The sequence below is a fragment of the Flavobacterium sp. GP15 genome, assembly GCF_014281985.1.
GTDB classification, from domain to species: domain Bacteria; phylum Bacteroidota; class Bacteroidia; order Flavobacteriales; family Flavobacteriaceae; genus Flavobacterium; species Flavobacterium pygoscelis.
Genome location: NZ_JACFTC010000006.1, coordinates 14,712 through 27,591, shown reverse-complemented (window position 1 = coordinate 27,591; position 12,880 = coordinate 14,712). Strand labels below are relative to the sequence as shown.

Genomic DNA, 12,880 nt, shown 5'->3' with positions numbered 1-12,880 from the left:
GTTTAATTAAAACTTGTTAAAATTTGTAAATACTTTAAAGTTACATTTTTATAATTTGAAGAATTAAATGAGAAACCTTTATTGTATTCACTATCGTTCCATAATAATCCTAAATCAATTAACAGACCTTTCAACTCATCATCATAATCTTCTATTCTGTTATAGCCCTTAAACTTATAGAGTCTAACATAGAAATCATTATCTTCCATATTGTAAAATTGCACAGCATAATTCTTCTTTTTCAACATTATACCATTTGTCGAGACGCATGGAATCTCGTAATTACCTTTTACATATTGTAGACAATGGCTAAACTTTTCAAAATTTCCTAAATCCGTTTCATTCCAAAACTTAAAAACATGATAATCAACTCTCAAGTGATTCATTTGAGAAGCATTTAATAATTGAATATCTTTAAATTTATTTTTAGTATAGATAAAACCTTGTCTGCATGCTTCTATGTAACGTGAATCTTTGATAAAATCATATTTCCAATTATCTACTTGGTTATAATTGTGAATTCTATTTTTCAAAGATTTCTTTACATTAGAGAAATCAAATTCTGAGTCATCAAATAATTGGTAAAATAATTTCCTTTTTTTCGACCAACTACTACCTGCTAGGTTTTTAAAGTCTAAACTTAGAATTCGTTTCCAACTATAATCCCTTTCATAATTTGCTGCTTTTTTACTAGAACTAAAATTATATTGGTTATCGCCTTTTTTAATTAAATAGTTCCCATAGGTTAGCATTCCTCTTTCAAATAGGAAATCTTCATTAATGTCTAGAAAATTAAATAAAGCAATAGCTTTTTGACTGTATAACTTTAGATCTTGGAAAATATTTTCTAAAATACTAGGGTCTACAAGAGAATTCGTTAAGAAGTCACAATTATCTAATACACCAGAAACCTCCAATAAATAACCTATTTGACCAGCATGGAATGTACTTTGTTCGATCCTGTATAAATCGTGAAAGTAATCTGGATTTTCTTTCAATATTTGAGCTTTAATCTTTTCTTCTGTGACCTGATTTGCTTCAAAAAAAGAAATACTTGGATTTTTGATTAAGTACTCTATTATAACATCGGCATGTAAAACCAAATTATCAATACTCTTAAAAGCGGCTACAATCATATCTTGCGAATTAATTATTTTATTTTCAACAAGATTCACAACTATCCTCATCCAATCTTGTAAACCACTTTTTTCAAAATCTTTGTTCAATAAATATTGTAGATAAGCATAGAATTTAACTCTATCAGGATTTTGAATTTTACGCTCGAGAATTAATTTAAATAATTTTTCTTCATCAAAGTATCTATTTGAACAAAACGTCTTGATTCCATTATTGTCATATTGTAAAGCATCTAGAACTTCAATCAGATAATTTATACTTCTTTTGTTAATTAACTCAAAATCATTAAGCTGATTAAAAGTTTCTAATTTAGATTTAAAAACTTCATCTAAAATTACAGAATCTGAATTGTTTTTAAAAAAATGGTATAGTAATATTTCTTTGATGAAATTAAAAATTTCATCGTCATAATTATTGGGGTCACCAACCAAGTGTCTATAATTCCAAAAAAGGTTACTCCATACTGAATCAATTTTAAATGAAAAGTACTCTTTTGTGTTTAATTCCAATACAACATCATCATAACTTAGAGTTCTACTTTCATCCTTATCTTTAAATATAAGTCCGATCTTTTCTTCGAATCTTGCTTTAAAATTTTCAAATGAAGTCAACATTTTACCTCTAGCATTCATTTTTATGTATAACTCATCGCCTTGCTTTAAATTTTCTAGATCTAAAAATTGAAATGTTAAAACTGGATTCTCATCTGAAAACAATAACTCATAGAAATGCTGCTTGTCTTTGAACATTATATGAATTTCAAATAACATATTAATCATAGAGCAAACTGTAGGGTCTAAATTCCATGAAAGTTTATACCAATGAAGGTTTTGAACATATTTCTCAAAACCTATATCTTTATCTTCACGCTCTTCAAATTCAACAAAATTAATGCCTTGATTCACCAATCCTTTACAAAATTCAGTCGAGCTTCTTCTGACCTCATACCTGAATTTAAATTGATTATCTCTGTTAACTAATTCAACCCACTCACTCTTACTTTCATTACCATTTATCCCTGCTAAATATGTGTGAAGTAAAAACAAAGTTGTTAACCTTTGCTGACCATCAAGCGGTATATATTCATTATCCTTACTATAACCATAAACAAAATCCAAATCTTGATTTTGTCCTTTCTCGAAATAATCGAACAATGTCTTTAAAAAGTCCTGACGAACTTCCTTCTTATTCTTTTTCCCTTGAACGTAATCGCGTTGGATCAAAGGTATCACTATAGCGCTGTCACTATTCTTAAGAAGTTGACAAAACGAATATTTTTTTCCTAAATTTTCTGACATCATATATTATTTTGTTAAGTAGTAGGATAAAATTAATTTAATATTTTCGAAGTAAGCATTCGCATCAGATTCTTTCCAATACATTACATCTGAAAGTTTTTTACTGTAATATTTTAAAAACACATTTTTTGTACAGATTGGTGTAAAGATTCCCGCACTATCATTCCTTATAATTGTATTTCTTTTAATTGGAAATAAGCTATTACCATATGATCTATTTGTAACGGCATCAAGCAAGGTTAAATTAGAAATGTGATTGTTGCCATCGGATTCATTCCCTTTATATTTTTTAAATAATGTAAATGATAATTCTTCTATTTTTGCTTTATAATCAATTTCGTCATTTAGTATATCAATAGTACTATCAAGAATTTGAACCTCTTCATGATCTAATTGATGTGTTAAATCCTCATAAAAATCTGTAAATTCCTCCTTGCTACTATCTAAATCTTCAATCTTTAATTTGTTACCGGTAACGTATTCTAGTAAATCAATACACCAATCTTTATAAAACTCAATTTTGTCAAATGGGTTCTGTGGGTTAATATGTTCTATATCCCAATTTTCTGTTTTATATTTATCAAACGGAAATCTAACATGAGATTTATTTGATTGAAGAATCGTCTCAATATTATGAAGCAAAAGCACCTTCTTAATAACCCTTTTATCTTTAGATTTATCAAAAGTCAATTGATCAATTTCTACATTTTTAAATTGAGATTTAATTTTAATCTTAATTTCATCTATAAACACATCTTTATTCTTGTTTTTAGCAATAATCAGAACATCTGTTATTGTAGATCCTGTCGACAACAGATAACCGATATAATGGTAATGCTGATGATTATTGTACCACTCCTCAAGAATTTGAAACATATCTTTTATAATAGCCCAAACATTATCAATATCAAAATGCTGTCCTTCTAGAGAAGTCCTCTTATAGCTTTCAATTAAGTTGTTAAAATAGAAGAAGGTGTGCAACTTTTCGCTATCACTTTTCTTCTCTGAGATTATATTTAAAATATATTCTATTTTATTATCAAACTTTTTAGAGTTGTAAGAATCTGACAGGAAATACCAAAAAGATGAATCTGATAATTTTTTTTCAATTTCATCCCATTCACTTGCTATAGCGATTTTTTTAGCCACCGAATTTTTTGTGAAATTTTTCTCTTTGACTAATAAAGCTTTTATTAGTTCAGCATTGGTCAATGGTATTTTCCCAATATTTATCCTGGTAAATACATCAACTGCTTGATGGGGCTCAATAACATACCAAATAAATTTAACATTTTTTCCTACATCATTTGAAGATGTTAATGTCGTTAGTATCTTTGCCTTAATTAGCCCATCCCTTCTCGTAAACCATTCTTCAACAGCTTTATAAGCAGTATAGATATGATAATAATCTACATTCTTATCTGACTTTTCCTCATCTATATTGTTGAGATATTCCTCACTATCAGGTCTTGTTTCATAACTTAATTCAAATTTACCTTTCCCAAAAATGGCAGCTACATCTTTTAAGTATGTCAAGATTATATAAATTGTTGTTAGCCTTTGTTGTCCATCAATTACATGATACTTTTCATCCTTTTGATAAACGATAAGAGGTTGCAAGCAATAAAAAGCACTCTTGTCTAAATTTTCATTCTCATTTATAAATTCCAATAGATCATCTAATAAGGCGGTAACTTCTACAGCAGTCCATCTGTATCCTCTTTGATAAGATGGTACGTAGAATTTATAATCCAAGATATCGCTTATCGGTCGAAGCAATATTTGTTGGCTTTCGTGACTCATATTTTTATACTTTTAATAATTATTGTTTTTTATAACTGTACTTTCCAAAAATTTACCAACCTATACCACTCCACCAAAAAGCAGCGGAGTCCTCAATATCATTTCATTCTCAATTCCCGAAACTTGAATTGCATAATCCTTGCAGTCATATTCATACTTTTTATACATCTCAAATTCCTTTATTAAAGACTTTTTTATATGATCTCGAATTCCTGTCAACTCACTATTCAAATCGTGAATCAAGATTTTATCCTCATAAATTAGTTCCCCTTCGAGAGTAATGAAAGTCTTGGAATCGGACATAACCATATAAAGACTTATTCCTTTATCGAAATCATTTTCAATTTTGAACAGCGCTTCCTCTTCTTCTCCAACATTGTTCATCAACGCTGTCAACTTTGATGGTTTTTCTTTTTCTTCTAAAAACTTCTTTAAAGCAACTCTAGCCTTTTCGTGACTTTCGTATTCTTCGCCGATGCTTTGCAATAATACATCTATATAATTCTGACAAACTGTAAAAGCACGTTCTCTAGCCTCAATAGGATTATCATCCTGGAAAATTTCGTTTATTTCAATAAAATCGTGTGGGTTTTCGGAAGAACGGTATAGCATTCCTTTCAACAAGTAAAAAAATTTTTTCATAAATTTTTCAACATTCCATATCTTAAAGGCACCTCTCTTTCCTGTGGCTTATACGCCGGATCATAGTCAGCTTCCGTTGCTTTTGCAAAAAAATCATATCGAACCTCTTCACTAAAAAACTGCTCATCAAAACTCCAGCGTTTAAAGCTAAATTGTCCATCGTAAACAATTAAATTGTTATTCAATTCTGGCAACTTACATTCCTCCAAATTTCCGAACAAGTTTAAGAATTCGCTTTGGTCATAATAATCATCATTATAAGAAACTATTGTAGCATTTATATTTTGCTTTTGTTCATCTGATAAAACGTAATCATCATCCTCCTTGTCAAGCAATAAATACTCAATTCCAGCTTTAGGAAATTCAATTTTTCCCTTTTCACATTTCTTTAAAAAATGACTTTTTAATTTGTAAGCTGTGATTGTAGAAATGCTGTCTAAACCAATTGAAAGATGAACACTATTAGTACCATATTTAGGACCATACTCTGACATTGCCTCGATTCCCAGTTTTAAATGATATATTAAAGCGTCATTAATTTCAACGGTAAGCAAAATATTTTCTGTCATTCCTCTAACAACTAATAATTTTATAGGTGTAATTTTCATGTTTTTAAATTTTTAATTATTTAAACTAAATATGTTTATTATCAAAATCACTCCCCTAAAGAAGCAACTGCATTTCTAGGCAACTCAAAAAACGGAGTAACATCAAATTCCTCAGAAAATGGAAGACCTCTCGTAGTAATGCAATTATAAGTTGCGCCTTCATACAGGTACAATACTTCTCCTTTTAGATAATCACGTTTAAGCCATTTGCATTCCGACTGTGGCACATCTCTAATCAAAATAAATTTCATTTGTTCTAAGTATTAATTATTTAATACGCAAAACTAATTCTCCACACCGCCAAACTACGTCGTTAACTCCAACAATTTCGCTACAATCACCAAGTCTCTTTCATATTCCCTAACAATTTTATCTTTACTATCAAACTGGAAATCCGAATACTCGATTTCAATTAATTTTATACCGTTTAGTGGCAAAACCTCTCTTCTTCTCTGATCGTAGATCCTTCTTTGTTCGCCACGATGAACTCCGCTTACGGTAAATAAATCGGGTTTGTCAAAATGTTTGTTCGCTTTGCTGTGTTGCTGCTCTTTGTATTCGATAACCAAATTCAATTCGGGATAATAAATATCTACTGGTAATTTGGCTTTACGACCTTGCGCATTGGCATCACCTAACAAAAAATCAAAGCGATGTTGCCGTAATCCTTTTAGTTGCAATACTTGATCGCACAAATCCAAAATATAATGTTCGTCGCTATCTTTTCTGGAACTCGTTTTTGGTTCTTTAATTTTTATATAGTTAAGCTTTATCTCTGGTGGTTTAGATTTGTCTGTCGCTTGACCATTACTTCGTTGAAAAAACCAATTCGTATTTACATTTTTTCGTTCCGCATATACATAAGGAATCAAATACAATTGGTTGTTTTTATCCAATCGTCGTAAAACATTTCTAATCGGCAAACCGTTTTTTTCATCTTTTATAAAAACACCTGCCAAAATAAAATAAGGCATCATATCCTTTGCAGGAATAATTTTGACGCTTTTATTCTCTTCAAAATAAGACTGAAGCACTTGGTTTATTTGAACCGTTTTCGACATAACATTAGTATTATAATTACTTTTATAAATTCGTCACAAACTTAAAATCATAGCCCGACAACCTATGTCACAATGCTATTAATTGTCAACAAAGACAATATTCGTTTTAAATTCTTATACTAATCCGACAGCACCCAAATCCATCCTTCTTTTTCATTGATTTCCTTTAGAGGTAGATGAAACAAATTCCTATCATTACCAAATCTTTTAGCTATTGCTGCGCAAATAAAAGCATCTTGAATATCTTGATGTACTGTTTGCAATGAAGCAGGTATTTCAATTCGTTTGTTAGCACTTGGATAGGTTTCTATTACCGTCAACTTTTCATCTTCACTGTTCCATACTCCTAGACTTTCATTATTTGGAGCAAACTTGGAAATGAAATGAATCCCCTTTGTGGCTTGCGCTCCAATCATGTGGTTCACTGCCGAAAGCGGTTGAAATCCCTTTGTATATAGAAATTGCTCTGTTTTTCTAAACAAATACGGATTTGATGAAAAATCAGAGATAGGTTCTGAAATAATATTATTGTTTACCAAGTTAACAAAGGCTTCAGAAAATCCTAAAGGAGTATCAATAGCGATAATAACTTCTTCATTATTGTATTCCAAATCACAATGATAGAAAAACATAATTACTATTTCTTTAGTAGTTTTGGCAGTATTCAACCACTCTCTAACATTATTTCGTTTACCATAAACAAATGTACCATCGGGTTTTATAATCACGATGGCATCTCTACTGGATCTATTTTTATCGCAATTCCAAGCGCCTACATCCCAACCTATATAATATTTCGCTATTTTAGTCATGTATTTTATAAAATCACTGGAAAAAGAGCCATTGAAATAGATCCAACTACCGTCAATACGATATTACTAGTATTGGTAGAGTTACCTTTAAAGAAATGTTTGCCGTCAAATGTGTATAAGATATTGCTGCTGTTGGTTGAGTTCCCTCTATAAATGTGCTTGCCGTCAAAAGTGTAGAGAATATTGCTACTATTAGTGGAGTTACCTTTAAAGATATGTTTGCCATCAAACGTGTATAGGATATTACTACTATTAGTAGAGTTCTCTTTTAACAGATGCTTACCATCAAATGTGTATAGGATATTACTACTATTTGTTGAATCTCCTTTCAAAAGATGTTTTCCATCGAAAGTAAATAAGACGGTGCTGCTATTACTTGAATTACCTTTGTGTATTGTTGATGCCATTAATATAAATTTTACAATTATTGATGTTTTTTAAACCTATACTGACTTGCAAATCATTGTAAATGTACTTTTACCACACTCTATTGTTTTATTAACCAAAGCATCAGAGCCAACTATCTTTGTATGCTCCGTAAAACAATCTTTCCAATCTTTGTCAGTTTTAAAAATCTTGTAGTTATCACTCATGTCCTCAACATTCAAAAAACCTAAATACATCAGTACAACTGGTATTCCTTGATTAGATAACCACCAAGCATGAGCCACTCGATTGGAAAACTGATAACATGCGTCTCTTGACAAAGTAATGTCTTCAATTTCATTTTTGATGTTTGTATTTGCTTCTGTAATAGCTAAAGCAATTTGTTCATGATTTTTTTTAGAGTTATCTGATGCATCAAGTTTAAGTGTTTTACCTTTAGATTCTTGTTCTAATTCAGCATAATGTGCCTTGCCTTCAACCAAAAGGATGCCTCTCTTGCCATTAATGGTACAAGTAGAAATTAAATCCCAATTAGGTGTTGTTGCATCTTTATAGAGCCACCAATTTGTTATATCCTTAGGTAATTGATGATCAAAATTATAATGTAGGAAATCATTTAATTCAGCTTCTTTATCATACTTAATACTTTTAGGTATCCAGTTATCATAGTTGTTGATTTCAGCATTACTCTCTTTGAGTAGTTTATTGATGACTTCAAGAAAATTACTTGATTCTACAAGTTTTACCATTGCGCATTTACTTCCTTTCATACTAATCTGCTTTTATTGTCTATAAATTCAACTTTTACGATTTAACACTCAAAAAAACTTTCATCCTCTTTTAAATAATAGGATTTATGACCATTATCTTTAATTTCTTCCTTCCATAATATTTTTAGTACTGCATGGTTGTTATAATAAATCTTCATCCCTGCATTCCACGAAGCCCAAATCTCAGGTGAAATTCGTTTTTTTTCATGCCAATAATATTGCTCTGAACATAAATTAAAATAGTCAATCACCACATTGTACATTGATTTCTGGTCAATAAGTGATTTTGTATTTTTTAGGTCATCAATTGTGTTTAATCCAGATAATTTGCTTAAACTGTCGTTGAGTAAATCATACCGTCGATTAAATTCACTAAATAGTTCTTTCTCCATTTTCTGATGATTAATCTTTAGATTACTTCTATTGAACCACCAGCTAATGATTAAAGTAAAACTACCAAGTAAAACTGTAACTATAACCTGAGGATTAGCTAATAAGTACTTTATCATAATTTATCTTTTAAACCAACCTAATTCTACCCGTCAACAATTCCTGCATCATTCCTTGCTTAATTTGCTTTGCTTTTTCTAATTGCTTCTCCAATGCTGCTAACTCCAAATCCATATCCGATAAAATCGTCGCAATGCGGGTTTGTTCGGAAAGGGATTTTGGAAATGAAATTTGAAAATCTTGTAAAGTAGGAAGTCTAATTGAATCTACAGTTGCTTTAACTGTATTTTGCATTGCATGTTGTCCGAAATACATTCTAAAATACCAATAGGTATATTTTCCGTTAATAGATTTAAAATCACTTACTTTATAAACACGTTGATGAAAATCAAATTTCCCATTTATGTAATGAAAAATACTTCCCAAATTACCTTCACCAGGAACTAATATTGCCTCTCCATCAAATGAATAAGAATTTATCTTTTCTACTTTTTGGGAACGAACAAAAAAAGGAAATGCCCCATTTTCAATTTTATCTTGGTTATTTTTTTTACCTGTATAAATATTAGTCATTTGACCCAACTTCGTAACTTCCCAATCTTCCTTTGGTGTCAACAAATCCTGCATGGTACCTTGTTTGAGCAGGCGTTTTTTGGCAATGAGTTGTTCCAGACTTTCTATCCACGCATCGGCATCGCTTAAAGCTTCGGCTATGGCTTGTTGTTCTGGAAGTGGTGGAAGGATAAAGTTAAAATCTCTAATTTTTGCCATTGACAAGCTTGGTTGTGCACCAACACTAATCCTATCGTCAATCTCTTTTTTAATTAATTCGCTTAAAAAATAGTTGTTGATATAACTCGAATCGACATTTTGATCTTCAATTCTAATTTTTGCAGTATTTGGACCTAAGTGAAATCTATCATTTTCATCAACTTTATAAATCGGTCCAATAGTTCCTACATAAGCAAAAACTAAATCCTCCTTAAATAATTTACTTCTTACTAAAAAATTAGAAATGTTTACAGGAATATATTTAACATCACTTAAATTGAGTTTGTTATCTGTGATATTAGTTCCCCTAATAACAACTATATTCCCTCCATCTTTATAACTATTAAAATATTTTGAATATTCATAACCTGCCAACTTGGTTATGTACGCAAGTTCACCTAATTTTCTTACCTGCCAATCCTCAGGAATCACACCAATTTCCGTTTGTTTATATCCGCTTTTTACCATGACCATCCCATTTTTTGCAAGTGTGCTTTTACTTTGGTTGCTGCTTCATTGGCTTGTGTATCTAAACTTACTAAAGTAGTGGCGTAACGTTCTGCCAACAGTTTAATGCGTTGGGTTAAGTTTTGGCTAATGCGTTCTTGTTCTTGTTGCAAGCAGTTTTGCAAATGCGCTTTCCATTTGTGGTTTAAAACCAAGTCTTTACTTTCAGCTTCGGTTAAAGTTGGGTATTTGGCAACGACTGCTTTTTCTAAAGTTTCGTTTAATTTTTTAATTTCGGCATTGGCTTTTTTGATAACATCTACGTTTTCTAGATAGTCTTCTAACACTTCGACTTCGATCAGCGTGACATTCACTTCACCGTAAGAAGATTCAGGTTCGGCAGCAAGGTCTATCGACTGTTGGGTTCTCGACTGCGCTCGAACTGACAACGACTGCGCTCGAACTGACAATGATTTCTTTTCTTTCAGCAATTTGGCTACTTCGGTAGCATTTACTTTTTCTAAATCGGCAAACAAACCTTCTTCGCCAGTGTGTTCTTCTTCTAATTCAGTCAATCGAGCTTGTGCGTTTTCTACCGCTTGTTCTTGTGTAGCAATGGCGTTTTTTTCTTTTGAGAAATAAATATCAATTAATAATTGTGGTGCAATCATTCTGCCTTCCACACCTGCTAATCCGCCAATTTCTTTATCTTTGGCAACTTTGCCGTCTTTTCCTTTTTTGCCTTTTACTACCAAACGTTGGTATTCATTGGCAGCTTTCCAACCGTCTAAAGCAATCGAATAAACATCGTCTTGCATAGTTTCGTTCCAGTATTGCATCAAATGTTGGTACATATCATAGCCATTCACCAACACATTGCTTTCAAAAGCAGCCAAAAGGGTTTCGCCTGCTTGCGCAATAATTTCTTTAGGATGTACGCCAACGCTCAGGTTTTCCCAAAGTTGTTGCTGTTGTTGCATCCATTGGTCAAAAGTATTCTGCAAATTAGTATTGAAAGCCACAAACTCGCTGTGGTCAAAAATGGCAGTTTTTAATTCGCTTGTAGGAACGCCCACTTGTACAAATCCTTCACGAAGATTTTCGAATAAGGTTTTACGCAACGTAGGGAATACATTCCAATAGTTTTGTAACGCATCTACATCTACCAGCGGAATTCCACCTTGTAAGTGCGCTTCAATATTTTGTAAATCTTCAGCTTCTTGGGTATCAATATAGCGTGGAATATTCAGGTTGTAATCGTTCTTGGCATCGGCAATTTCACTAATCGGAACCATGCGGCTGAATTTTGAAACTTCAGCTTGTTCGGTAAAAACATCGGTAATTTTACGAATATCTTGTTCGCGCAAGCGGTTTTTGTTGCCATCTTTGGTAAAACCTTTGCTGGCATCCATCATAAAAATCCCTTTGCGGTGTTCGGCATTTTCACGGTCTAAAATAATAATACAAGCGGGAATTCCTGTTCCGTAAAACAAGTTGGCAGGCAAACCAATAATTCCTTTGATATAGCCTTTTTTGAGAATATTTTTTCTGATTTCGCCTTCAGCATTTCCTCTAAACAAAACACCGTGTGGCAACACTACCGCTGCTTTTCCAGTCGATTTCAACGATTGAAGAATGTGCAATAAAAAGGCATAATCACCATTTTTCTCAGGTGGCACACCCAATTCAAAACGACCGTATTCGTCACTTTCTACATTAACGCCATTACTCCAACTTTTTAACGAAAATGGTGGATTGGCAACTACATAATCAAAACGCTTCAACTTTCCATCTTCAGTAAAAGCAGGTCTTGTTAAAGTATTATCAGCTACAATACTTGCTGTTTCGGCACCATGCAGAATCATATTCATGTGCGCCAAGTTAGCTGTCGCAGTTTCTTTTTCTTGTCCGTACAAATCGATGCCTTTACCCGCTTCGTTCATCACTTTCAACAGTAAACTTCCACTCCCCGCTGTCGGATCATATGCCGTAGTTTGCGTCGTGGCATTGCTTGGAGAAATCCCAATTACCTTTGCCAAAATACGAGAAACTTCGGCAGGTGTATAAAATTGACCTTTTGATTTTCCTGATTCGGTAGCAAAATGACGCATCAAATATTCATAAGCATCACCAAGAATATCATCGCCTTCGGCAGAATTTTTAGAAAAATCTAAAGAATTGTCATTGAATATTCGAACCAAATTAGAAACCGTATCGACTAAATCTTTTCCTTTCCCGAGTTTGTTTTCATCGTTAAAATCAGGGAAATCGTTTAAGCCATTTTCTTCTTTGATGCGGTTCAAAATCTTTTTATTGATGTCGTCACCAATGTTAGGCGTTCCAATCAATTGCACCATATCATCAAAAGAAGCTCCTGCTGGAACTTCAATGGCAAAATGGTCGTCTTTTTTGGCTTTGTCTGAAATGTACTTGACAAATAACATCGTTAGTACGTAATCTTTATATTGTGAAGCGTCCATTCCGCCTCTTAATTCATCGCAACTTGCCCATAATGAGCTGTATAATTCTGATTTTTTGATTGCCATTAAACGTGTATAATTTAATTTATAAGCTAGTTACACAACTAACTTTTAGAATGTATATTTAAATTGAATTTTGGTAGCTAATCTAGAGCATTTAACTGAATTGCGCTACACAATAACTCAAAAAAAACAGGGTAAATTCTCTTTATTT

General features: G+C 32.1%; 12 protein-coding genes. All 12 read right to left on the bottom strand.

Annotated elements, in window-relative coordinates:
* Positions 1-2: 2 nt before the first annotated feature.
* The 12 genes from H2650_RS12250 to H2650_RS12195 all read right to left on the bottom strand — a co-directional run bounded on the left by H2650_RS12250 (position 3) and on the right by H2650_RS12195 (position 12,732).
* Positions 3-2,435, bottom strand: coding sequence for a DUF262 domain-containing protein (locus tag H2650_RS12250; protein ID WP_188051108.1), 2,433 nt, complete (start codon positions 2,433-2,435; stop codon positions 3-5).
* A gap of 6 nt (positions 2,436-2,441) precedes the next feature.
* Positions 2,442-4,238, bottom strand: coding sequence for a DUF262 domain-containing protein (locus tag H2650_RS12245; protein WP_188051107.1), 1,797 nt, complete (start codon positions 4,236-4,238; stop codon positions 2,442-2,444).
* Between the two features lie 60 nt (positions 4,239-4,298).
* Positions 4,299-4,880 carry a hypothetical protein gene (locus tag H2650_RS12240; RefSeq protein ID WP_188051106.1) on the bottom strand — a complete coding sequence of 194 codons (582 nt, stop codon included), beginning with the start codon at positions 4,878-4,880 and terminating at the stop codon, positions 4,299-4,301.
* The gene (locus H2650_RS12235; RefSeq protein ID WP_188051105.1) at positions 4,877-5,488 is read right to left on the bottom strand and encodes a hypothetical protein; all 612 of its coding nucleotides are present in this window, start codon (positions 5,486-5,488) and stop codon (positions 4,877-4,879) included. Before H2650_RS12235 ends, H2650_RS12240 begins: the two co-directional genes overlap by 4 nt.
* A 47-nt stretch (positions 5,489-5,535) precedes the next feature.
* Positions 5,536-5,739 carry a hypothetical protein gene (locus tag H2650_RS12230; RefSeq protein WP_188051104.1) on the bottom strand — a complete coding sequence of 68 codons (204 nt, stop codon included), beginning with the start codon at positions 5,737-5,739 and terminating at the stop codon, positions 5,536-5,538.
* A gap of 54 nt (positions 5,740-5,793) precedes the next feature.
* On the bottom strand, positions 5,794-6,549 hold the full coding sequence (locus H2650_RS15805) for a hypothetical protein (RefSeq protein WP_223151107.1): 756 nt from the start codon (positions 6,547-6,549) through the stop codon (positions 5,794-5,796).
* Between the two features lie 119 nt (positions 6,550-6,668).
* Positions 6,669-7,361, bottom strand: a complete 693-nt coding sequence (locus H2650_RS12220) for a hypothetical protein (protein ID WP_188051103.1) — start codon at positions 7,359-7,361, stop codon at positions 6,669-6,671.
* A gap of 5 nt (positions 7,362-7,366) precedes the next feature.
* The gene (locus tag H2650_RS12215) at positions 7,367-7,768 is read right to left on the bottom strand and encodes a hypothetical protein (protein ID WP_188051102.1); all 402 of its coding nucleotides are present in this window, start codon (positions 7,766-7,768) and stop codon (positions 7,367-7,369) included.
* A 36-nt stretch (positions 7,769-7,804) separates the two neighbouring features.
* Complete coding sequence (locus H2650_RS12210) at positions 7,805-8,518, bottom strand: hypothetical protein (protein WP_188051101.1); 714 nt, start codon at positions 8,516-8,518, stop codon at positions 7,805-7,807.
* A gap of 41 nt (positions 8,519-8,559) precedes the next feature.
* A complete protein-coding gene (locus H2650_RS12205) occupies positions 8,560-9,027 on the bottom strand; it encodes a hypothetical protein (protein ID WP_188051100.1) in 468 nt (155 codons plus the stop codon).
* A gap of 10 nt (positions 9,028-9,037) precedes the next feature.
* Positions 9,038-10,207, bottom strand: coding sequence for a restriction endonuclease subunit S (locus H2650_RS12200; protein WP_188051099.1), 1,170 nt, complete (start codon positions 10,205-10,207; stop codon positions 9,038-9,040).
* A complete protein-coding gene (locus H2650_RS12195; protein WP_188051098.1) occupies positions 10,201-12,732 on the bottom strand; it encodes a type I restriction-modification system subunit M in 2,532 nt (843 codons plus the stop codon). Before H2650_RS12195 ends, H2650_RS12200 begins: the two co-directional genes overlap by 7 nt.
* Positions 12,733-12,880 lie beyond the last annotated feature (148 nt).

Bases quoted from the DNA above. Each gene is read 5' to 3' on its own strand.
- H2650_RS12195 (WP_188051098.1), bottom strand. From the start codon at position 12,732: ATGGCAATCAAAAAATCAGAATTATACAGCTCATTATGGGCAAGTTGC.
- H2650_RS15805 (WP_223151107.1), bottom strand. From the start codon at position 6,549: ATGTCGAAAACGGTTCAAATAAACCAAGTGCTTCAGTCTTATTTTGAA.
- H2650_RS12205 (WP_188051100.1), bottom strand. From the start codon at position 9,027: ATGATAAAGTACTTATTAGCTAATCCTCAGGTTATAGTTACAGTTTTA.
- H2650_RS12235 (WP_188051105.1), bottom strand. From the start codon at position 5,488: ATGAAAATTACACCTATAAAATTATTAGTTGTTAGAGGAATGACAGAA.
- H2650_RS12250 (WP_188051108.1), bottom strand. From the start codon at position 2,435: ATGTCAGAAAATTTAGGAAAAAAATATTCGTTTTGTCAACTTCTTAAG.
- H2650_RS12220 (WP_188051103.1), bottom strand. From the start codon at position 7,361: ATGACTAAAATAGCGAAATATTATATAGGTTGGGATGTAGGCGCTTGG.
- H2650_RS12245 (WP_188051107.1), bottom strand. From the start codon at position 4,238: ATGAGTCACGAAAGCCAACAAATATTGCTTCGACCGATAAGCGATATC.
- H2650_RS12240 (WP_188051106.1), bottom strand. From the start codon at position 4,880: ATGAAAAAATTTTTTTACTTGTTGAAAGGAATGCTATACCGTTCTTCC.
- H2650_RS12215 (WP_188051102.1), bottom strand. From the start codon at position 7,768: ATGGCATCAACAATACACAAAGGTAATTCAAGTAATAGCAGCACCGTC.
- H2650_RS12230 (WP_188051104.1), bottom strand. From the start codon at position 5,739: ATGAAATTTATTTTGATTAGAGATGTGCCACAGTCGGAATGCAAATGG.
- H2650_RS12210 (WP_188051101.1), bottom strand. From the start codon at position 8,518: ATGAAAGGAAGTAAATGCGCAATGGTAAAACTTGTAGAATCAAGTAAT.
- H2650_RS12200 (WP_188051099.1), bottom strand. From the start codon at position 10,207: ATGGTAAAAAGCGGATATAAACAAACGGAAATTGGTGTGATTCCTGAG.